Source organism: Desulfosporosinus paludis (assembly GCF_045689965.1).
GTDB classification, from domain to species: Bacteria; Bacillota; Desulfitobacteriia; order Desulfitobacteriales; family Desulfitobacteriaceae; genus Desulfosporosinus; species Desulfosporosinus paludis.
Genome location: NZ_CP144211.1, coordinates 2,906,905 through 2,929,020, shown reverse-complemented (window position 1 = coordinate 2,929,020; position 22,116 = coordinate 2,906,905). Strand labels below are relative to the sequence as shown.

20 protein-coding genes and 2 pseudogenes are annotated in these 22,116 nt (G+C 44.1%); 21 read left to right on the top strand and 1 reads right to left on the bottom strand.

What is annotated here, in order from left to right:
• The first annotated feature begins 8 nt into the window (after positions 1 to 8).
• From VZF35_RS14735 to VZF35_RS14715, 5 genes are all read left to right on the top strand, one after another.
• Complete coding sequence (locus VZF35_RS14735; RefSeq protein ID WP_407305918.1) at positions 9 to 701, top strand: GntR family transcriptional regulator; 693 nt, start codon at positions 9 to 11, stop codon at positions 699 to 701.
• Between the two features lie 5 nt (positions 702 to 706).
• The gene (purR, locus tag VZF35_RS14730; RefSeq protein ID WP_407305916.1) at positions 707 to 1,534 is read left to right on the top strand and encodes a pur operon repressor; all 828 of its coding nucleotides are present in this window, start codon (positions 707 to 709) and stop codon (positions 1,532 to 1,534) included.
• A 117-nt stretch (positions 1,535 to 1,651) separates the two neighbouring features.
• Positions 1,652 to 1,906 carry a septation regulator SpoVG gene (gene spoVG / locus VZF35_RS14725; protein ID WP_014825186.1) on the top strand — a complete coding sequence of 85 codons (255 nt, stop codon included), beginning with the start codon at positions 1,652 to 1,654 and terminating at the stop codon, positions 1,904 to 1,906.
• A 159-nt stretch (positions 1,907 to 2,065) separates the two neighbouring features.
• Entirely contained in the window at positions 2,066 to 3,439 is a 1,374-nt protein-coding gene (glmU, locus tag VZF35_RS14720) for a bifunctional UDP-N-acetylglucosamine diphosphorylase/glucosamine-1-phosphate N-acetyltransferase GlmU (RefSeq protein ID WP_407305914.1), read from the top strand.
• 2 nt (positions 3,440 to 3,441) lie between these two features.
• Positions 3,442 to 4,383, top strand: coding sequence for a ribose-phosphate diphosphokinase (locus VZF35_RS14715; RefSeq protein ID WP_407305912.1), 942 nt, complete (start codon positions 3,442 to 3,444; stop codon positions 4,381 to 4,383).
• Here the strand turns inward: VZF35_RS14715 and VZF35_RS14710 are convergent.
• Positions 4,380 to 5,129 (bottom strand): PRC-barrel domain-containing protein, encoded by a 750-nt coding sequence (locus VZF35_RS14710; protein WP_407305910.1) that lies wholly within the window; start codon positions 5,127 to 5,129, stop codon positions 4,380 to 4,382. The two genes, VZF35_RS14715 and VZF35_RS14710, sit on opposite strands and share 4 nt — an antisense overlap.
• A 91-nt stretch (positions 5,130 to 5,220) precedes the next feature.
• On the opposite strand from VZF35_RS14710, the gene pth reads away from it, so the two are divergent.
• From pth to tilS, 16 genes and pseudogenes are all read left to right on the top strand, one after another.
• Complete coding sequence (gene pth / locus VZF35_RS14705; protein WP_407305908.1) at positions 5,221 to 5,778, top strand: aminoacyl-tRNA hydrolase; 558 nt, start codon at positions 5,221 to 5,223, stop codon at positions 5,776 to 5,778.
• 56 nt (positions 5,779 to 5,834) lie between these two features.
• On the top strand, positions 5,835 to 6,011 hold the full coding sequence (locus VZF35_RS14700) for a hypothetical protein (protein ID WP_407305906.1): 177 nt from the start codon (positions 5,835 to 5,837) through the stop codon (positions 6,009 to 6,011).
• Between the two features lie 112 nt (positions 6,012 to 6,123).
• A complete protein-coding gene (mfd, locus tag VZF35_RS14695) occupies positions 6,124 to 9,699 on the top strand; it encodes a transcription-repair coupling factor (RefSeq protein ID WP_407305904.1) in 3,576 nt (1,191 codons plus the stop codon).
• A 37-nt stretch (positions 9,700 to 9,736) separates the two neighbouring features.
• On the top strand, positions 9,737 to 10,705 hold the full coding sequence (locus tag VZF35_RS14690; RefSeq protein ID WP_407305902.1) for a peptidylprolyl isomerase: 969 nt from the start codon (positions 9,737 to 9,739) through the stop codon (positions 10,703 to 10,705).
• Positions 10,706 to 10,874: 169 nt separating this feature from the next.
• Positions 10,875 to 11,441, top strand: coding sequence for a stage V sporulation protein T (gene spoVT, locus VZF35_RS14685; RefSeq protein WP_407305900.1), 567 nt, complete (start codon positions 10,875 to 10,877; stop codon positions 11,439 to 11,441).
• Between the two features lie 80 nt (positions 11,442 to 11,521).
• Positions 11,522 to 12,979 carry a nucleoside triphosphate pyrophosphohydrolase gene (mazG, locus tag VZF35_RS14680; protein WP_407305898.1) on the top strand — a complete coding sequence of 486 codons (1,458 nt, stop codon included), beginning with the start codon at positions 11,522 to 11,524 and terminating at the stop codon, positions 12,977 to 12,979.
• A gap of 83 nt (positions 12,980 to 13,062) precedes the next feature.
• Positions 13,063 to 13,338: an HU family DNA-binding protein gene (locus tag VZF35_RS14675; RefSeq protein ID WP_407305896.1), complete on the top strand. Its 276-nt coding sequence runs from the start codon at positions 13,063 to 13,065 to the stop codon at positions 13,336 to 13,338.
• A gap of 95 nt (positions 13,339 to 13,433) precedes the next feature.
• Positions 13,434 to 13,703: an RNA-binding S4 domain-containing protein gene (locus VZF35_RS14670; protein WP_407305894.1), complete on the top strand. Its 270-nt coding sequence runs from the start codon at positions 13,434 to 13,436 to the stop codon at positions 13,701 to 13,703.
• Positions 13,704 to 13,918: 215 nt separating this feature from the next.
• A complete protein-coding gene (yabP, locus tag VZF35_RS14665) occupies positions 13,919 to 14,197 on the top strand; it encodes a sporulation protein YabP (RefSeq protein WP_407305892.1) in 279 nt (92 codons plus the stop codon).
• A 32-nt stretch (positions 14,198 to 14,229) separates the two neighbouring features.
• Complete coding sequence (gene yabQ / locus VZF35_RS14660) at positions 14,230 to 14,736, top strand: spore cortex biosynthesis protein YabQ (protein ID WP_407314627.1); 507 nt, start codon at positions 14,230 to 14,232, stop codon at positions 14,734 to 14,736.
• A gap of 147 nt (positions 14,737 to 14,883) precedes the next feature.
• A pseudogene (locus VZF35_RS14655) lies at positions 14,884 to 15,125 on the top strand (sigma factor-like helix-turn-helix DNA-binding protein).
• Complete coding sequence (locus VZF35_RS14650; protein WP_407305890.1) at positions 15,100 to 15,405, top strand: FtsB family cell division protein; 306 nt, start codon at positions 15,100 to 15,102, stop codon at positions 15,403 to 15,405. The pseudogene VZF35_RS14655 and the gene VZF35_RS14650 overlap by 26 nt, the downstream one beginning before the upstream one ends.
• Before the next feature lie 99 nt (positions 15,406 to 15,504).
• Positions 15,505 to 15,894, top strand: coding sequence for a S1 RNA-binding domain-containing protein (locus tag VZF35_RS14645; protein WP_407305888.1), 390 nt, complete (start codon positions 15,505 to 15,507; stop codon positions 15,892 to 15,894).
• A 304-nt stretch (positions 15,895 to 16,198) separates the two neighbouring features.
• A pseudogene (locus VZF35_RS14640) lies at positions 16,199 to 18,297 on the top strand (SpoIIE family protein phosphatase).
• A gap of 318 nt (positions 18,298 to 18,615) precedes the next feature.
• Positions 18,616 to 20,376, top strand: a complete 1,761-nt coding sequence (locus tag VZF35_RS14635; RefSeq protein ID WP_407305886.1) for a formate--tetrahydrofolate ligase — start codon at positions 18,616 to 18,618, stop codon at positions 20,374 to 20,376.
• A gap of 255 nt (positions 20,377 to 20,631) precedes the next feature.
• Entirely contained in the window at positions 20,632 to 22,089 is a 1,458-nt protein-coding gene (gene tilS, locus VZF35_RS14630; RefSeq protein ID WP_407305884.1) for a tRNA lysidine(34) synthetase TilS, read from the top strand.
• The last annotated feature ends 27 nt before the right edge of the window (positions 22,090 to 22,116 follow it).

Below are 22,116 nucleotides of genomic sequence, written 5' to 3'. Positions count from 1 at the left end.
ATATATCGATGGAAAAACGATTAATGCCGGTTATACTTGATGGTTATAAACCATTACGGGAGATTGTTTTTGAGTCTATGCGGGAGGCGATTCTCACTGGGGTCCTTGAGCCAGGGGAACGGTTAATGGAGATTCAATTGGCTGAAGAAATGGGGGTTAGCCGGACTCCGGTTCGTGAAGCTATCCGAAAATTGGAACTCGAAAATTTCGTAGTCATGATTCCACGCAAGGGAGCCTATGTAGCCGGTGTTTCCTTAAAAGATGTAGCAGATGTTTTTGAAATTCGCTCGGCCCTAGAGGGCTTAGCCGCTGGCCTTGCGGCAGAACGTGTTACGGATGAAGAGTTGGAACAAATGGAGCAAGCGTTGTTTTATCGGGCTAATGAGGGCGATTTGAATTTAGAACAAATTGTGGAGAGGGATACAGATTTCCATGCTCTTGTTTATAAAGCAAGCCGCAATGAACGTTTGATTCAGATCCTAGCGAATTTGCGTGAACAAATTCAGCGCTTTCGATCGACATCCTTAGCTGTTCCCGGGCGTAACAAGCTGGCTATTGAAGAACACCGCATGATCGTTGAAGCGTTAAGAAATCATAATAGTGAGGAAGCACAGGCATTGGCAATGGCTCACATTGTGACCGCTGAGGATGTCATGTTTGAAACTCTAAGAATAAAGAATGACCCCAATAAGGCGGATTAATGATCGTGGAAAAGATGAAACGAGCAGAGCGCATGGTGGCCATCACTCAAGTGTTGATGTCAAACCCAAATGTCCTGACTCCATTAACTTTATTCGCCGAACGGTTCGGTACGGCAAAGTCAACCATTAGTGAAGATTTAATGGCAGTCAAAGGGAGTTTGTTGCTTTCTGGTCAGGGTCGCCTAGAAACTATTTCTGGAGCAGCGGGCGGGGTGCGGTATATCCCTGAAATCTCTAAGGAAGAAGCGACTCGATTCCTAAGCAAGTTGGCAGAACGTCTTAGTGAGAAGGGGCGAATTTTGGCAGGTGGTTTCCTCTATATGACAGATTTATTGTATGATCCCTCCGTACTTCGCCCACTCGGTCTCATTTTTGCGAGCGCTTTCAGGGACCAAGAACCTGAGGCAGTTGTCACCATTGAAACCAAAGGAATCCCTCTGGCTTTGGTGACCGCAGAAGCTCTTGGTTTACCCATGGTAGTTATACGTACGGGGAATAAAGTTACCGAGGGTTCTTCGGTAAGTATTAATTATGTTTCAGGATCCTCTCGGCGTATTCAAACCATGTCTCTTTCGCGCAGAGCCTTGGACCCAAGACGTAAAGTTTTAGTGATTGATGATTTCATGAAAGCAGGTGGTACTGCTTTAGGGATCAAGAATCTGATGGCAGAATTTGAGGCGGATGTTGTAGGTACAGGGGTATTGGTGGAAGCGCAGTTAACTTCAGAACCCAAACTGGTCGAGGGATATTTGTCCCTTCTGCAGCTTCGTGAACTTGATCTAAGCGGTGGGAAGTCGTCTGTTGTCCCTGACGATTTGCTCTTAAAGCGGTAATAAAAGAATTATCCAATCAAGTCAAAATTTTCCCGAATCGCAGGCAGGATTTTTTTACCATGCAGAGAATATCATTATGGACAGACCTGGAAAGCAAAGGAAGGGTGGTGATTCATAATGAATATTACTGATGTGCGGGTTCGGAAGATTAACACGGAAGGAAAGATGAAGGCAGTGGTTTCCGTGACCTTTGATAATGCCTTTGTTGTACATGACGTTAAAGTTGTCGAAGGTATGAATGGCATTTTTGTTGCTATGCCTAGCCGGAAAACACCTGAGGGAGAATTTCGTGATATCGCTCACCCTATTTCTGCTGCAGCACGGGAAGTCATCCAAACGGCTGTTTTAAAAGCGTATCAAGAAGCCATGTAATTAAATTGTTTAATACTGAAGGAGACCTTGTTGGGGTCTCCTTTTTTTTAGGATATTATCCTTGTACTAAAAAAGGATTTTAGGCAGATTTGACGAATAAAGAACTTTTGGGATGTAAAAATAAGTACAGGTTAAACTAAACTGGAGGCGAAGAAAACTATGCCTAATTTGGTAGCGGTGATCATGGCTGCCGGAAAAGGGACAAGAATGCAATCGAAGTTGCCGAAAGTCATGCATTCATTAGCCGGGAAACCGCTCATTGAACATGTCTTGGACGTGGCCAACCAAGTTGGGATTGAACGACCGTTAGTGATTGTCGGACATGGCCGCGAGGTTGTTGCGGCCAGAATCCAAGAACGTGCTGAGATAGTGGTTCAAACAGAACAACTGGGGACAGGGCATGCTGTTATGCAAGTTCTCCCTTATCTTGAAGGTGCTCAGACAGTGCTTGTCCTAAGCGGAGATCAGCCGTTGCTTAAACCTGAATCACTTCAGGCCCTCATAAAAATGCACGAAGATCAAGAAGCCTGTGCTACCGTATTGACCGCTTGTATGGATCAACCGTTTGGCTATGGTCGAATCCTTAAAGATGGGGAACATCTTGTAAGGATTGTGGAAGAAAAAGATGCCACACCGGATGAACGACAAGTGAAGGAAATTAACACTGGGACGTACTGCTTTAGAGGGTCAGCGCTCAAGGATGCCCTAACGAAAATTACTCTCCAGAATGCTCAAGGAGAATATTACCTGACAGAAGTCTTTGATGTTTTTCTTAAGCAAGGAGAACGGATGCTGACGTACTGTACTGGAGATTCTCATGAAGCCTTAGGAATAAATAGCCGGAGTCAGTTGGCAGAGGCTGAAGGGATTTTTCGCGAGCGCATTCTTGAGCGTTGGATGGCGGACGGAGTTACGATCGTTGACCCAGCTTCAACTTTTATCGATGCTGAAGTAGAGCTGGCCCAGGACGTCACGATCTTACCCTTCACCCGACTCATGGGGAACACTCGAATTAATGAAGATGCTGTGATTGGGCCTCAAACGAGTTTGGAAAATTGTAACGTGGGGTGTGCTTCTGAAGTAACCTATACCGTAGCGAAAAATGCGGATATTGGAGATCGTTGTCATGTAGGGCCCTTTGCGTATTTGAGACCAGGAACAAGCCTTGATGCGAATGTAAAAGTTGGTGACTTCGTAGAAATAAAGAACAGCAAGATTGAAGAGGGGGCGAAAGTCCCTCACCTTAGTTATATTGGGGATGCCCATGTTGGGAAATCTGCGAATATCGGAGCAGGTACCATCACCTGCAATTATGACGGTGTCAATAAACATCCCACGAAAATTGGCGATTATACTTTCATTGGCAGTAATACGAATTTAGTGGCTCCAGTAGAAATAGGAGACCACGCTGTAACGGGTGCAGGTTCAACAATCACCAAAAATGTACCTGCAAAGGCCTTGGCAGTCGAACGAAGTCAACAAGTGATAAGAGAGCATTGGCATCGCGAAAAGATAAATAGGGGGCAAAAATAGGCATGGCAGCAAAAGAATTTAAAATTTTCTGTGGAAATGCCAATCGTCCGTTGGCTCAGGAAATTGTGGATTATCTGGGAGTCCCGCTTGGGGAGGCTAAAATCAAACGCTTCCAAGACGGAGAAATCTCAATTGCCATTGATGAAAGTGTTCGAGGATCAGATATTTATGTGGTCCAACCAACTTGCTATCCTACGAATGACAACATTATGGAATTGTTGATTATGATCGATGCAATGCGCCGGGCTTCGGCGCGTCGGATCACTGCTGTGATGCCCTATTATGGCTATGCACGTCAAGAACGTAAGTCAAGGGCCCGGGATCCGATTACTGCTAAATTAATGGCTAATCTTATAACAACTGCGGGAGCAGACCGTGTTGTGACAATGGATTTGCACGCCCCGGCAATCCAAGGCTTTTTTGATATCCCCCTCGATCACTTGCCGGGTGTTCCGATCCTAGCGGAGTATTTCCGAGAAAAAGGTCTGGGAAATCTCTGCGTAGTCTCTCCGGACTTAGGAGGAGTTACACGGACCCGCAACCTTGCAGAACGAATCGGCGCCTCTATCGCCATTATTGACAAGCGGCGGCCGGAACCGAATGTTTCAGAAATCATGAATGTTATAGGGGAACTAAAAGGCAAAACGGTGATCATGATTGATGACATCATTGATACTGCTGGGACGATTACTCAAGGTGCTAATGCGCTGATGGAGCGGGGGGCCAAAGAAGTTTATGCTTGCTGCACCCATGCTGTTTTATCAGGACCGGCCATTGAGCGCCTTGAGAATTCGGTGATTCGAGAGCTTGTGGTTACGAATACAATTCCTTTAGGCAAGGAGAAAACAATTCCTCGGATTAGGGTACTGTCCGTAGCCCCTCTTCTGGGTGAAGCAATTGTTCGTATACACGAAGATCTTTCCGTTAGTAAACTTTTCAGTTAATGAGACCCCTGGGGATTACCCAGGGGTTCTTTGGTTTGAGGGTTATCAGGAGGGTCCTGCTCATCGGTTGGTATGACTTCAATTTCGTTTAAAACGATAGGCGATTTTTCCTCCGTGGCCTCTGTGTCTGTGTCATGGGCTAGTTTTTGTTTTTTGAAATAGTTGCTGAGGGTATGAGTGGTTCCTGAGGCCAGGTGAGAGGTTGAGTGTAAAAGATTTTTGAACGATTCACTGATTCCTTTATCGGCAACAGTTAGAGAATTTTCGCTTCCCGTTTGAGTTACGATGACGTCATGTCCAATGGTAGTGATATAATCTGCGGACATCAAAGCTTTGCCACTCAAGAAACCGTCAAGCTTTCCAGACGAAATCTCGATCTGGGTGATCTTTCCTGACGTTGGGTCGATATAGTATTCGTCAGCCATTCCCAGGGTTTTCCCGCTTTCAGTGATCATTTTAGTGCCGATAATGGTTAATTTTTCTTTGACTAATTCTAAAAGTTCGGGGAGATTAGAGGTTTTCTCCACGTGTGATTCTTTGTCAATGGTGATGGCATCGTCACCGACACTGACAACTTTGGCATAGGGTATAATGCGCTGATCCTTAAAGAAACCTTTGGGATCCACAATAATTGCTGCAAGAGATTTTGTGCTGGCATCGAGAATTAAACTTTTTACATAGCCTATTTGCTGCCCTTCTTTAAGGGAGATAATGGGTAAGGATAAAAATTTCCGACTTGGTTTCATTGGTTCACCCCCTTATGGTGATGATTATTCGTTGCTTATCCGTATGAATGTATTCAGAGTATGGGATGAATATGCTTGGGAGGGGATTAGAATGAAGGTTATTGTCGGTCTAGGCAATCCAGGACCTCAATATGCTGAGACTCGCCATAATATTGGCTTTCTGTTTATAGACAGTCTGGCTGAAACTCTTGGGCTTCAATTCCGAACGAAATTTCAGGGGTTATGGACAGAAGGGTCGGTACAAGGAGAGCGCCTTTTGCTCTTAAAGCCTCAAACGTTTATGAATTTAAGCGGTCGTTCAGTAAAAGAACTTGTTTATTTTTATAAAATCCCAGCCGAAAATATTTTAATTGTTCAGGATGACATGGATTTGCCGCTGGGTAAACTGCGCCTGCGTAATCAAGGGAGTGCCGGAGGGCACAATGGCATACGATCAATCCTAATGGAGTTGGGGACAGAACAATTCTGGCGTCTTAAATTAGGTGTGGGCAGGCCGCCAAAAGAATGGGACCCCGCGCAGTATGTTCTTTCGTCCTTCGGAGAAAATGAACTGCCAACAGTGGAGGACTTGTTAGAACGGGCTAATAAAGCAGCAGGTCTCTGGATCAAAGGAGAAACGGGTCGCGCTATGAATTTATACCATCGCTAACTGAGTATAACCTCTCGTACTAGGGGTAATTCTACTTCTAGGGAGGTGATTCAGGGATGAGAGTAGTTAAAGTGTGTCAGGCGTGCGATAGAATCATTGGCGAGATTGAGCTTGATGACTTGACCAACGCAGACTCGGCCCCTATAATGGATATCGTTGGAAATGTCTCCTATACGCTTTGTCCAGGTTGTCTGAATGAAATGGAAACAGAGCCGAGAAATGTTTTTCATTAGGGAGATTCGAAAACTTGGGTTTAGGGCGGATGATTAAGTTAGGTAAATGTGGGCATGCCTAGGAACGCCATGCCCTTTAGTCAGTATGGAGTAGGCAAATGGGGGTCCCATCATGGACGTTCATCTTTTTTTGCCGCCCGAAAGGATGAGTGTTTTTTTGGATACAATTAGTGATTACCTTCGACAGGGACTGGACATTCGACAAATCGAGCAGTCACTTGAACGCAGAGAATGGCCGCAAATGATTTATGATTTAACGGGTGGTCAAAAGGCAGCGGTTATTTCCCAATTATTACAGAAATCTAAACCTGGGTTGGTGCTGACCTATTCCGAAGAACAAGCTCAAAAGTGGGCTGCGGATTTAAAAACTTGGTGTCCTTGGAAAACCATCTTGCATTTGCCGGCTACAGAATGGCTTCCTTTTGAAGTGTTAGGAAAAAGCAGAGAGACGACGGCGGAACGAGTTCGAGTTTTGAATCGTTTAGCCCTGGACCAGAATTGTACCGTGGTTGCCTCTGTTCTGGCAATTGAACGCCGCGTCTTTCCGCTCCAGCGTTGGAAAGATTATACCCTTACGCTTGAAGTAGGGAAAGCGTATACTTTAACAGACGTTCTTTTTACCCTAACTGCCGGAGGTTATGAACGGGTCGAAACGGTTGAAGGGAAGGGCCAGTTTGCCTTAAGGGGAGGAATTCTAGACATTGCCCCTCTTGATGGAGAGGCTATGCGGATTGAATTTTTTGATGAAGAAGTTGATTCCATCCGAACATTTGACCTTGAAACCCAGAAATCCATTTTAGCTCAGGAGAGAGTTTTAATCTCACCGGCTATGGAGTATGTGGTAACAACGGAAGAACTTGAACAACTCCGCTTCACGATTCGCTCAGAAGCTCGTAAAGCGACGGGCCGGCTCCAAAGAGCTGGGAGAACAGATTCTGCTGAACGTCTGCACAATAAAGTTAATTTTATAGAAGAACGTCTGGAACAAGGAATTCTGGACGAAAATGTTTACCCCTTCTTGAGTTTGGTTAATACGCCCCTCGTTCCATTTTTCTCATATTTGGCAGAAAGCCATCTTATCATTTTAGATGAACCAATGCGTTTGAAGGAACAGCTTGAGTTTCAAGCCAATGAACGATTATTGGAATTTACTCAGCAATTAGAACAAGGTGAGGGATTTGTTCACCCTGAGACTCAGTTTATCAGGTACGAAGATTTATTAATGCACGGTTTAAAGCATCCTTTAATTGGCCTCTCAACCTTGCTGAGACAGGCTCCAGGGCTTACGCCCAAGCGGATTTTCAATTTGAATGCCCGTTCCTTAACAGGTTTCATGGGCAAGACAAGCAAGTTAGTTGATGAAATCGAACATTTCAAGGATGCAGGAAATGTCGTTGCCCTTTTCGTGGGGGACGAGGAGCATACCGATCGTTTAATCCAGGGGCTGAAAGATCGTGGAGTTGTCGCTAATCGTAAGAGGCTCGAGGATACAATCGAAGATGGACAGGTCTATGTGTATCCATATTCTTTAGATCAAGGTTTTGAACTTCCTCTTGGGAAACTTGTTATTCTCACGGAAACTGAGATTTACAAACGAGAGAGTAAAGCTGTTAGCAAGAAGCCAAGTCCTCCTTCGCCCAAAAATGTTTTTATTTCGGATCTTAAACCGGGAGACTATGTCGTCCATGTTCATCATGGGATCGGACAATTTACAGGGATTGAGCGTTTGGAGGTCGGGGGAATCGCCAAAGACTATTTTGGGATTCGCTATGCCGGTGAAGACCGCTTATACGTCCCTTTGGACCAACTCCATCTCTTGCAAAAATATTTAGGAAGTGCTGCCGAGACTTTACCTAAACTTTATAAGCTCGGAGGAACTGAGTGGCATAAAGTCAAGAGCAGAACCCGCTCTGCAGTGAAAGAAATGGCCTTTGATCTTTTAAAATTGTACGCTCAGCGAGAGTCTATCAAAGGGCACGCTTTCTCCCAGGATAACGTTTGGCAAATCGAGTTTGAAGAGAAGTTCCCATACGTTGAGACGCAGGATCAACTTCAGTGTATCGCCGATGTCAAGCGAGATATGATGCTTCCACGCCCTATGGATCGTTTGCTGTGCGGAGATGTGGGGTATGGAAAAACAGAAGTTGCTCTCAGAGCGGCATTTAAGTCGGTCATGGACAGCAAGCAAGTCGCCTTTTTAGTTCCGACGACCATCTTAGCCCAGCAACATTTTAATACCCTTCGAGAACGGTTTACGGGCTATCCCATAACGATTGATATGCTGAGCCGGTTTCGTTCGGCCAAGGAACAAAAAGAAATCATTCAGGCCCTTAAAGACGGTCGGATTGATGTTATAGTGGGTACCCATCGTATTTTGGCAGAAGCCGTGAAATTTAAGGATTTAGGATTATTGATTATTGATGAGGAACAGCGTTTTGGGGTTGCCCATAAAGAAAAGCTGAAAACTCTGAAGGGAAATGTTGATGTTCTGACGTTGTCAGCAACACCGATCCCCAGAACCCTCCATATGTCCTTGGTGGGTGTTCGAGATATGAGTGTGATAGAAACCCCGCCGGAAGGGAGGTATCCGGTACAAACCTATGTCACGGAATTTCGTCCCGATGTGGTTAGAGATGCCATACGCCGCGAGATTCAGCGTGGAGGTCAAGTATTCTATGTCCATAATCGAATTGAAGATATGGATAAGGTTACCCATTTCTTAAATCAATTAGTTCCTGAAGCACGCTTGGGTGTGGCCCATGGGCAGATGCGTGAAACTATGCTGGAGCGCGTGATGCTTGATTTCTTGGAACAAGAGACCGATGTTTTAATTTCCACAACAATCATCGAAACAGGCCTGGATATGCCGAATGTTAACACGCTGATTATTGATGAAGCAGATAGAATGGGTTTATCCCAGCTCTATCAATTGCGTGGCCGAGTAGGTCGGTCTAATCGCAAAGCCTTTGCCTATCTGTTATATAAACCGCAAAAAGTTCTGACGGAAATTGCGGAGAAGCGGTTGGCTGCCATTCGTGAGTTCACGGAATTTGGAGCGGGCTTTAAGATTGCGATGCGGGATTTAGAAATTCGAGGAGCGGGGAATTTAATCGGGGCTCAGCAGCATGGACATTTGTCAGCCGTTGGCTTTGAACTTTACAGCCAGATGCTTAAAGAGGCGGTTCAGGAACTGCGGGGGGAAAAGGTTGAAGAGATTGAAGAGCCGAGCATAGAGCTTCAAGTGGATGCCTTTTTGCCAGATTCGTACGTCGCGGATAAGCAGACAAAGGCTTCCTTGTATCAACGTTTAGCGATGGTGGGGAATGAAACAGGGCTTGAGGAGATGGTTGACGAATTAGTGGATCGTTTTGGAACTCCTCCTCGAGAAGTTGAGCATCTTATTGAAATTATTAGGATAAAGTTACTGGCCAGCACGATTCATCTTGAATTAATTCGACAAGAAAAACAAAATGTAAGCCTCCGTTTTGGAGCGGATCTCGGTATAACTGGCGAAAGCTTAATGGCCGTAGCGTCAGCGTCTCCTCTTCCTTTATCCTTTAAGACCATGCCTAATGGGAATTTAGAATGCAGGATTCGCGTTCGAACACTCGATCAAGAAGAGGTGATTGGGGCAGTTCGGCGTGTGCTTGTTATTTTTGGCAATATTGCTTCAAGGGCAACTCCTTGATATACTGGACTAAGGTGAATTGAAAGGGTGTGTCAGAATGAAAAAGTCCCGGGTGGGGATATTAATGGGCGTTCTTATACTAATGCTTGTAACTATGGGCTGTTCCTCGCTGGTAGATGGTAAATGGGCTGCTAAAGTCAATGGAGAATCGATAGCGATCAAGGACTATGATGATCGTGTGGCAGCGGCTCAAAAAACCTATGAAAGTCAAGGTATGAAGTTCGACACAGATCAAGGCAAACAAGCCTTAACCCAGCTCAAGAGTCAAATACTTGATCGAATGATTGAAGGTAAACTTCTGGCCCAAGAGGTTAAGAACCTTAAGCTGAATACAGATGATGCTTCTATAAAATCTCAGGAAGACACTATCAAGAAAAACATGGGTACAGATGCCAAATTCCAGGATACCCTGAGCCAACAAGGGATGACTGAAGCGGAATTAAAGAATTTTTTAACCGTGTATTCGAAACAAACTCAAGATGTTAAGCAACCAACGGACAGTGAGGTTCAAGCGTATTTTAATAAGAACCAAGCCAATTATGGTGAGCCTGAAAGCGTCACTGCTCATCACATACTGCTTAAAACAGAAGATGAGGCCAAAGCAGTCATTGCGCAGCTTCAGGCTGCAGAGAAAAATAAACAGGAAATTCTACCTCTGTTTGAACAGCTAGCCAAAGAAAAGTCCATCGAGCCGGGAGCAAAAGATTCCGGAGGGGATCTTGGCACGTTTACCAAGGGAAAAATGGTTCAGGAGTTTGAGACTGCTGCTTTTGCTCAGAAAGTGGGAACCTTTTCCGCAACACCGGTAAAGACGCAATTCGGCTACCATGTTATTTATGTCCAGGCACACACGCCTGCCAGCACATCGGATTTTGCGAAAGTAAAGACTCAAGTGGCTCAAGATGCCTTTAATGACGCAAAGGATACAAAGTTTCAGACCTATTTTGATGATTTGCGCAAGAAGGCTAAGATTGAATATGCCAAAGGATATCAGCCTGCAAGTTAATAGTTGTAATACTTGAACCAAAAGAAGGCAAAAATTTTTGCCTTCTTTTGTTGTGCCTTGGAAAATAATGAATAATTGGCAATCTCTAGATATATACTATCATTGATTTAAAATGGTAATAGAAAAAGGATGAAATGATTTTTTGGGAACAAAGGAGGAATGCGCGCCTATGAAAGCAACAGGTATTGTAAGAAGGATCGACGACCTCGGTCGTGTCGTTATTCCAAAGGAAATTCGTCGGACTCTTCGTATTCGAGAAGGAGATCCGCTAGAGATTTTTGTAGATCGCGAAGGAGAGGTTATACTCAAGAAATATTCCCCTATTAGGGAATTGGGGGAGTTCGCTAAAGAATATGCTGATTCGCTTTTTGAAGCTACTGGGCATATTACATGTATTACTGATCGAGATACAATTATAGCTGTCGCGGGAGCTTCGAAGAAAGAGTATTTAAATAAGCCCATAGGCCCTTCGGTAGAACAGGCTATGGAAGAACGGAGAACGATTCAAATTGGGATGACCAATTCCGGTGAGAATAATCTGCCTAAAAGTAGTGAAAACGACGAAGATGACAAGTCGAAGACCACCTGTGAAGTTATTGCACCAATAATTTCTCAGGGAGATCCTATTGGTGCTGTTATGATCATCTCAAAGGAGCCAGCTGCAAAGATGGGGGATTTGGAGATAAAGTTAGTTGAGACAGCAGCCGTATTTTTAGCCAAACAGATGGAACAATAGGATTTTCTGGCTAGTATGAAATAAAGCGGTACTCCCGCTTTATTTTACTTTATGCTAAACTAGCTTAAGGAGGTGAAAAAATGTCCTCATGTCTTCATGTTATCGGCCTAGGCCCTTCAGGGCTTGAACAGTTGACAATGGGAAACTACCGTCGTCTCTGTAAGGCAAAGCAGGTCTTTGTGAGAACGTCCCAGCATCCTTGTGTTCAGGAATTAATGGCAGAGGGAGTTCAGGTAGAATCATTTGATGAGGTTTACGCCTCAAAGTCTTCTTTTGAAGAAGTGTATCAACAAATCATAGAACGACTAAGAACAGAGTTGCTGAAGGGTTCCGAGGTCATCTATGCGGTTCCTGGGCACCCTATGGTTGCAGAAAAGACAATTCAACTTATCTGCGAAAATTTGGAGCAGGACTATGAAGTGATCATACATCCTGCCATGAGCTTTGTGGATGAGATCTTCCGAGTACTAAAATTTGACCCGATCGAAGGGGTAGTTATCCGCAATTATGACGCTCTTAAAGATGTTGGATTGACAGGGATGGAGTGGCTTATTATTCCCCAGGTTTATAATCAATTGATCGCTTCTGAAGTTAAGCTTGACCTGATGAATTCATATCCGGATGATGCAGAGGTATTTGTCGTACAAGCCCTAGGTACTGCCGTCGAACGGGTGGACAAGCTTCCCCTTTTTGAGATGGATCATGGTGCCTTTGATCACCTATCAACCATCGTTCTGCCGCCATGTTCGGAGGTTATTTCTTGGTCAAAGCTAGTTCAGGTGATGGCTGTGTTGCGGTCTCCCAATGGGTGTGCCTGGGATCGAGAGCAGACACACCAGACATTAAAGCCTTGTTTGATCGAAGAAAGCTATGAAGTATTAGAAGCAATCGAAAAACAAGATATGTATAATTTGTGTGAAGAGTTGGGAGACTTATTATTACAAGTTGTATTTCATGCTCAAATTGCTGCGGAGGACGGAGAATTTCACAGCCAAGATGTTTTACAAGGGATTATCCATAAACTAATTCGCAGACATCCTCATGTTTTTGGGGAAGAGAAGGTAGAAACAGCAGATGATGTGATTCAGGCTTGGGATAGAATTAAACAAGAGGAAAAAGCTGGTGAAAGCGAGGATAGAGCCTTTTTCAGCGATCCTAAGGGATTACCGGCTCTAATGATGGCTTCATCAACACAGCGCAAGGCGGCTCGAGTAGGGTTCGACTGGACTGATGTCGAAGGGCCTTACCAGAAGGTTCAGGAAGAATTGCTCGAACTGCAGGATGCCATGAAAACCGGAGTGGGTATTCATGAGGAATTAGGGGACTTGCTGTTTGCGGTTGTTAACGTATCTAGATTCCTTAAACTGGATGCCGAAGAAGCTCTAAGGGATGCCGTACATAAGTTTCAAGTACGTTTTCTCAAAATGGTGGAACTAAGTTGCGAAGAGGGTCAAGAGTTTGAACGGTTATCTCTCAAGGGCATGGACGTTTTTTGGGAAAAGGCAAAGTCCCAAGAAAAAGGTGGTAAATTGATGTAATATTACCCGAATAAGCAGGAGATTGATTTTTTATCGCGAAATATAGTTTACGAGATAAGATCAGTTATTTAGGAGGGACTATTTTGAATAAGGCTGAGTTAGTTAGTGCAGTTGCTGAGAAGGCGGAAATGTCCAAGAAGGACGCAGAAAAGGCCGTAAGTGCCGTTTTCGCCACGATTGAAGAGTCCTTAGCACAAAATGAAAAAGTCCAATTAGTGGGCTTTGGTACGTTTGATGTCAAAGAACGTGCCGAAAGAACGGGAAGAAACCCTCAAACAAAAGAAACAATCACAATTCCTGCCGCTAAGGTACCTGGTTTTAAGGCAGGGAAAGCTCTAAAGGACGCAGTCCAAAAGTAAGGCTTTGGGCTTTGTAAAAAATCAGGTTCCGGGTTTTCTGGGACCTGATTTTTAATAGCTCTGGCAGCGAAAGGGAAGGTTACCAACAGCGAACTATGCGTATTGACAAATATTTAAAGGTATCCCGCTTGATCAAACGACGTACAGTAGCAAAAGATGTCTGTGTGGGAGAAAAGATTAGCATCAATGGTCGAATTGTTAAACCTTCAGCAGAAGTCAAAATAGGGGATCAAATTGTTCTGGAAATGGCAAACCATATTGTTGAAGTAAAAGTTCTGGCAACGCCTAATAGCATAAAGGCCAACGAAGCCCAAACCCTCTATGAATTAATTAGAGATGAACGAAAGACAGAGTCTGATCGATAAGACTCTGTCTTTTAGTTTTACTGTCAGAAAGTATAACTTGGTTAAATACTTTCTACAGCATAAGAGCAACTAGGAAGCCGCCTGCGCTAAGGCTAACAAGTGCGAAGACAGTGTCTTCGGGCGCCAGCCAAGTTTTCTTTATATTGTTCAGAATGTCTAAAGGATGAGCGAACTGAATAGGGTTTAAGAAGAATAAGTTTTTGGGGGTATAGGGCATGGTGGACAAAATTGGCAAAGGACATCGCCTTGTCATGGAAAACCGAGAAACGATCGCACTGACCGGAGTTAAAAAGGTTCAATCCTTTGATCCGAAAGAGATTATTCTCGAAACAGAACTCGGAATCCTAAGTATTAAAGGAGATCAGTTAGGAATCAAACAGCTTAACCTTGAAGAAAGTATGGTAGATCTCCAGGGACATGTAAGTGCGCTTATTTACCATCGGAATACAGGTGGGAGTTCTCGTCAGGGTCTAATGCAGCGGATTTTTCGTTGAGAAGGTTTAAGTGAAGGAAAGGAGGAAGAACAATCTCAGAATTTGTAACATTTTTTTGGGTCATCGCTGCAGGAGCGATGGTCGGAATAGTCTTTGATTTTTTCCGAACGTTTAGACGCTGGCAAGGGTGGGGACCGGTCATAACTTTTGGAGGAGATATTCTCTTTTCTCTTATAGCTATGGTTATCCTGTATCGCCTTTTTGCCAGGGCCAATGCCCTTGCCTTTCGTTTTTATAATATCTGGGGCAGCCTTTTAGGCTTAATTCTTTATTTGAGATTTTTTAGCCGCTATCTAATACGAGGATATTTTGAACTATATCAATTGATTGAGAACCTATTGAAACTTCTCTACCGAGGGGTACTGATTCCTATTCAGGGACTTGTCCTCCTTATGCGGCCGCCTTATGCAATTTTGCGTTGGTTTAGTTTGCTTTTTTATCGTATTGGAGAACATACTATTTATAGACCCATTGAAAGGCTGAAAACTAATGTGAAGGAGTGGTTGAAGCAACGATGGCCACCTAGGCCTAATGGGTAAAATTTACCAGGGGGGTTGATTACCTCTAAGGGAGCGGCTATAATGATGTTATAACTCTTTGTAGATCCTTTGTAGATAACTTGTCCATAATTTGTCCACAGAGTTATTCACAGACTGTGTATAACTATTGAGCAAGGGTGTGCCACAGTGCAAATCGAAATTAGAGGCTTGGAAAAACTTAGCTTCCGGGAACGTCAGGCAGTAATCCTTAAGGAAAGCGGAAAATCCCTAGAAACCATAGCCAAGCAGCTTCAGCTAAGTACAAGCTCTGTAGCCACTTTATTAAATCGTGCCAGAAGCAAAGGGTACGAGATAGTATGTATTATCCCAAGCGGAGAGCTCGGTTTAGGGGGGAGGAATGGGATGAAGAGATCTCGACAGAAGAGTAAATCGAAGCATCGACTAAGGTTTCGGCCCGGGGTGATCTTCCTTCTCAGTCTTGTATTTGCTGGGGTTGGCAGTTCTGCTTGGCAGCTTTGGAAGCTCCATGTTTCGGTGGAACAGCAGTTAGCTCAATTGAATCAAGAAAAAGAAACCTTAGTACAACAACAGAAGTCCTTGCATGAGGAAATTGCCCAACTAAATACACCCAGTTATGTCGAACAATTAGCCCGCGAACAATTAGGACTCGTTAAGCATGGCGAAATTCTTATTTCTCCCAAGAATTAGTACAAGACAATGTCTTATTAAACCTTGACAGGCACGAAATCTACTGCATATAATATAAATATGTATAGATATATCATCACAAGGAGGAGTTTACTTCGTATGGCCATTGACGTTGGCAGTATTGTTGAAGGAGTCGTGACTGGGATCACGAACTTTGGAGCGTTTATCGAATTGCCGGATAGGGTAACCGGACTTGTACATATCTCGGAAGTTGCTGATGCCTATGTCAAGGATGTTCGAGATTATTTAAAGGAACAGGATCGTGTTAAGGTAAAGGTCATTCACGTGGATGAAAAGGGAAAGATCGGACTCTCGATTAAACAGGCAAATCCCACTGTTCGCAATACGAGTCGTGAACGCCGGATTCCGCCAACTGTCTCCTTTGAAGATAAATTGGCCAAGTTTATAAAAGACAGTGATGAGCGTCAGACGGAATTTCGTCGAGCCACAGATTCTAAACGTGGAGGAAGAGGCTCAAGCAGATACTAGAAGATAACCGCCATAAGGCGGTTTTCTTATACTGTCAGAAATTATAGCATTCGTCGAATGCTTTCTACAGTATAAGTGCAACTAACAGCTTCTGTTCTCGTAAGCTCGGCACAAGCCGAGTTTTCTTTATGTCCATTTTTCTGAAAATGTCGGTACATTTAAGAGATCATAAGCTTATGACGGCACCATGAAGAGATATAGAATGAACGGCGTCGAAAGTTGTTGTGCCTAAATGACCTTACTAGACAAGCTTTGCCATCTTATTAAGCTATAATATTACCATAAAAAGGTAAGAGGTGATATTGTGGCTGAATGGGCAACATTAAAAGTTGATCAAAGCCTGCGCAGCAGGATTTCAATGGAGAGTACGTTCTTTCCCCTTGTATTAGGAGGTTTTTTGGCACGGGTACCATATTAGGTCTGCATCCTTTTGGAATCGCCCTTGGAGCAGCTTTAATTTTAAGCGGTGAACGCGGGTTCTCTTTTGGTTTATTAGGAGTTATTCTGGGAACGATCTCCCTCGGTGTGAGGTCATTAAACGAAATATCCTTTGTAATCCAAGTTGCCGTAATCTTTGCGGCTCTGTTTGTGCTTTTACCTTTTATTCGCAAGAAAAAGCACGAGGGAACTTACTTAGTGATCCTTACGGGATTAATAGTGGCGCTTATCTCTTCTCTGGCAGTCAGTTTGTCCAAGCCAGATCCGTACGCTCTTTTTTTAGTGGCCCTCCAAAGTATCCTGGCAGGAGGTTTTGGAATTATTATTTGGTTCGCTCTGGCACATAAAGAGGCAATTTGGAGGGGAGAATTTCAACGCGAACAAGGTATAGCCTGGTTGTTAATCCTTATTGGGATCATTAGTGGGCTTCAGGGTGTCCAGGTAAGGGAGATAAACGTTTCAATTGTGTTGCTGAGCTTTTTTACTCTCTTTGTATCGGAACGCTATGGGGCTGGTACCTCGGCAGGAGTGGGTGCAATTCTTGGCTTTTTACCACAATTATCTATTAACAGCGAAAATTTAATGGCCGCTGGTATCTATGGACTTGCAGGTTTTTGCACCGGTGCTTTTCGTCGTTTGGGGAAAATAGGCCTTGGGACTGCTTTTATCGCTGTAATGTTGATGTTGACCATCTTTTTGCGCCAAGAAGATATTTATTCCCAGCTTATTTCTTCAGTTGTTGGACTATTTCTGTTTCTTCTCTGGCCAGGAATCACTCCCCAAAAAGATTTTTTGAAGCCCAAGGCCATACCAGTGGTCGAAACAACGGTTTCCAAGGTCAAGGCTCTGGCTGAGATTTTTGATCAAATTGCTTTGAGTTATCAAGCAGCAGAGACAGAATCTTTTGAGGCGCGGCAGGAAGTACCGGAACTGATGAACGTTCTGGTTGAACGAGTATGCCATACCTGCCCAACTGTTGATACTTGCTGGAACCGAGAATTCTATAAAACTTATCATATTTTCTTCGAGCTTTTCAGGTTAGTCGAAAATGAGGCGGATGTAAAATTACAGGCTTTGCCGATTGAATGGAAACGGCATTGCGGTCGATTGAAAGAAATGCTGCTAGGCGTACAATTTATTCTCGAGCAAGAAAAGAATCAGGAAACCTGGCGGCGACGTTTAGTTCTCAATCAGGAGGCTTTATCGCGTCAGTTCCTTAATGTCTCCCAAGTCATTGGTAATCTTGCCAAGGAACTTCATACTCAACACAACTGGGAGGTTGTGAAACCTTCGAACTTAGCACGTCGACGACGTAATTTTTTGGATGTCGGAGTTGCCACATTTACCAAGACCGGAAATGGAATGAGTGGGGATAACTATGCCTCGATTGCCTTTTCCTCGACTCAGCATGCCTTTATCTTAAGTGATGGGATGGGTGTAGGAGAAAGTGCAGCGAAGATGAGTGCAACAGCCCTCACGCTTTTGGAGCAATTACTGACCACAGGTTTTGATCCGGTGGGTTCTATACAAGCTTTAAATTCGATATTAGTATTGCGTTCGCCGGAAGAGAGTTTTGTTACCATTGATATGGCAATTCTCGATTTGGAATCCGCGAACCTAAAATTAATTAAAGTCGGAGCCTCATCTTCTTATCTAATTACGACGGAAGGGGTAAAGACTCTCACTTCTTCGAGTCTTCCGGTGGGTATTCTGAATCAAATTGATATTCCGATTCTTGATGAAGAGATGCAGAGCGGGGAAACCCTCGTTTTAGCTACTGACGGAGTGCAAGACGTCATAAAAGAAGGGTCAGACTGGATCAAGGGATTTTTAGAGCAAGCTGACCATTCCAAATCCCAGGAATTGGCTGATCTGATCGGCTCAGAAGTTCGTCGCCTGTCTGGCGGCGCTTTAGATGATGATGGAATTATCTTGGTAATACGAAAAAATTATTGGAATGAATGAGAGTTACTTAAGTTCTCTGATAAATTATTCGAACGGCAGGAAATCTGAAATGTATGTCGAATCAAACTATTATGTCTTTATCAACGACCCTGTCACCTTACGGTTGTAAGATATTGGCAACAAAGGGTTAAGCAAAGCGAATCGCAAGTCGTTTTGTTATACTCAACTAGACTTTTGATGGATATACTAAAGTTCAAACCGATTAGCGTAGAGGGATCCTATATTTTTCGAAAATACCGGGGTGATTGCTAGGGAAGGGTAAAGCTTTCTGTGCCTGATTAGCCAGAGAAGAAATAAAATTAAGGGAGCGGATTATTTATGGCTTGGGATGCAACCAAACTCAAGGACTGGCAAATTGCCGAAGAGGCCGAAAAGACCATGCCCACTGTCGATGAATTAGTCGAAAAATTGTCACTCGAGAAGGATGAACTGATTCCTTACGGAAAAACACCAAAAGTTGATTTCCTAAAAATGATGGAACGTCTCAAAGATAAGCCGGATGGCTATTATATTGAAGTCACGGCTATAACCCCTACGCCGCTTGGCGAAGGGAAGACAACCACTTCGCTGGGATTAATTGAAGGACTTGCTAAGAGAGGGGTTAACGTTGGGGGCGCAATCCGTCAACCATCCGGCGGACCAACCATGAATATCAAAGGTACGGCTGCCGGCGGCGGTAATGCGCTGTTAATTCCGATGACGGAGTTTTCTCTGGGCTTAACCGGTGATATCAATGATATTATGAACGCTCACAATCTGGCTATGGTTGCTCTCAATGCCCGGATGCAGCATGAGGCTAACTACACGGATGAAGAGCTTGCCAAACGTGGTCTGAAACGTTTGGACATTGATCCTAAAAATGTTGAAATGGGCTGGATTATCGACTTTGCTGCCCAAGGTTTGAGAAACATTATTATTGGTATTGGCGGCAAAAAAGACGGTTTTCAAATGCAATCCAAATTTGGAATTGCCGTCGGTTCCGAGTTAATGGCTATTTTGGCAATTGCTAAAGATCTTCCGGATCTGAGAGAGCGGATCGGTAAAATTATTGTTGCGTATAATAAAAAAGGTGAACCGGTTACAACTAAGGATCTGGAAGTTGACGGCGCAATGACCGCCTGGATGCGTAACACGATCAATCCAACGATTTGTTATACTGCTGAAGGGCAGCCTGTTATGGTTCATGCGGGTCCTTTTGCTAATATTGCCATTGGGCAGTCCTCTATTATTGCTGACCGCCTCGGCCTCAAGATGTTTGATTACCATGTCACAGAAAGTGGATTTGCTGCGGATATCGGCTTTGAGAAGTTCTGGAATGTTAAAGCTCGTTTAGGTGGGTTAAAACCCAATGTTTCCGTTCTTGTAGCTACTATTCGAGCTTTAAAGATGCACGGCGGCGGTCCTTCTGTAGTACCTGGCCGTCCGTTGCCTGAAGAATATACTCAGGAAAATCTCGGACTTGTGGAGAAAGGGTGCGCTAACTTATTACACCATCTCAGTATTATTAAGAAATCTGGGATTGTTCCGGTGGTCTGCATTAATGGATTCTACACAGATACCCAAGCAGAAATTGATTTAATTAAGAAGATCGTTAAAAACGCAGGCGGACGTTGTGCTTATTCCAATCACTGGCTTGAAGGCGGAGATGGTGCTTTGGAATTGGCAGATGCCGTTATGGAAGCTTGTAAAGAAAATGTTGAGTTTAAATGCTTATATCCCTTGGAAATGCCTCTCCGCGAACGTGTGGAACTTATTGCCAAAGAGGTTTATGGCGCTGACGGTGTAGATTGGGCACCAGAAGCTGAAGCTAAGGCAAAACGATTTGAGTCTGATCCGCATTATGCTGACTTTTCTACAATGATGGTGAAAACTCATTTGAGTTTATCGCATGATCCTGCGCTGAAAGGGGTTCCAACAGGTTGGAGGCTGCCGATTCGTGACATCTTAGTGTATGGTGGTGCGAAGTTCCTTTGCCCTATGGCCGGTACGATCACCTTAATGCCTGGCACAAGTTCTGACCCCGCATACAGAAGAATTGATGTGGATACCAAAACTGGTAAAGTTAGTGGTTTATTCTAAGTACATGAAGGCAACTACAGTGGCCCGGAATGTTATCAGGCCCCGAGAAATCGGGGCCTTTTCTATTCGATACAGTATACTCAAATGTTTCGAGAAAGGATATTTAGCTAAAGTAACAGCACTCTGATCGAGTTTGTTTCCTCTAAATGAAAAATTCCATCAAGTATGGCGTTGTGTTTATTCGGAGAGAATGTTAAGGTAAGAATGTTTAAGTTTTAAAAAAGCGGTCCTTCGTAAGAGAGTGGAGAGTCAAAGATGTTCGAAAAATTGCGTACAGACATACTACCTAATTTGATTCCGAATAATTCCAAAATCATGGTCGCTGTATCTGGAGGCCCAGACTCTATGGCTTTGGCTCACATACTATGGCGATATATGCGTGAAGATCTTTCCAGAGGAATTTCTCTTGTTATAACACATGTTCATCATGGGGTAAGGAAAGAATCTGATCAGGAATTAAAACTTGTTCAAGAGATGGCGGATCTATGGGAAGTCCCATGCCGTATTCATCGTTTTGACGCTAAAGGTTATGCAGAAGCCCTGGGGAAATCATTTCAAGAAGCTGCCAGGGAATGGCGTTACGCCCGATGGCAGGAGGATATACAGGAGGAGGGGTGCACTCATTTAGCTACGGCTCATCACTTGGGAGATCAAGCGGAAACTATTCTTTATCGATTACTGAGAGGGAGTGGGACTGCAGGCTTAGCCGGCATATTTCCGTCTAAGGATTCGATTATTCGCCCGTTGTTGACCTTTACAAAAGCGGATATTTTCCATTACTGTGAGCAGGAAGAGTTACCTTACGCCATAGATGCTTCCAATGAACAACCTGTTTACGCTAGAAATCGAATTCGTTTGCAGCTTATACCGGCACTGGAGCGAGATTATAATCCTCGGTTTCAAGAAGCCTTAGGAAGAATGGGAGAACTACTGCGCTGGGATGAGGAGTACTTTGCTCAGCAAACGAAAAAGGCTTGGAATCTCTTTTCGCTCGAAGGTCAAGATCACTCGGTAGGATTAAAACGAGAGGTTTTTAAGGAGCCGACTGCTATCCTTTCCCGTTTGTTGCGACGGGCAGCGATGATTGTCAGTCAGGAACGAAGAGGGTTAGGTTATACTTATGTTACCAAGATTATGGCTTCTCAGGGGAAGCCTGAATGGAGGCAAGATTTACCTGGGTTGACCGTCAGAATTACCAATGAGGGCATTTGGTTTAGTAAGCCTCAGGGATCAGAGGTCCGTGATGGAGGGAGATCTGTCGTTATCGGCGTACCGAAGCCTTCCTGCAGAGATATTCCTATAGCTCTGGGTAGTCGGCTTAAGATTTCCGGCCTTGAGGCGGAGGTTGCTCTGCTCACAGAAGAAGATTTTATGTCCTCCACAGTGTCGTTAGATAGTACTGAGTATGAAGTGGCTATTTTTAATGAGGAGTTTTTGGCGGAATCTCAGGATCAGTTGGTGTGCCGAACACGACGAGAAGGAGACAGAATGTGGTTTCAGGGCGTGGGACATAAGTCCCTGAAGAAAGTATTTCAGGAAGCAAAGATTCCCGCTTCTAAAAGAAACCAATATCTTCTGATTGCCTGCGGAGACGAGGTGCTCTGGATTCCCAGCCTTCGCCGGAGTGGGCTTTGGCTGGCGGAAGAAAACTCCCCAAAAGCCTATTGCGTTTTTAAGCCACAAACTGGGAATAGTAATCTGAATTCATTGTAAAACAAAAATCTGCATGGTATAATATGT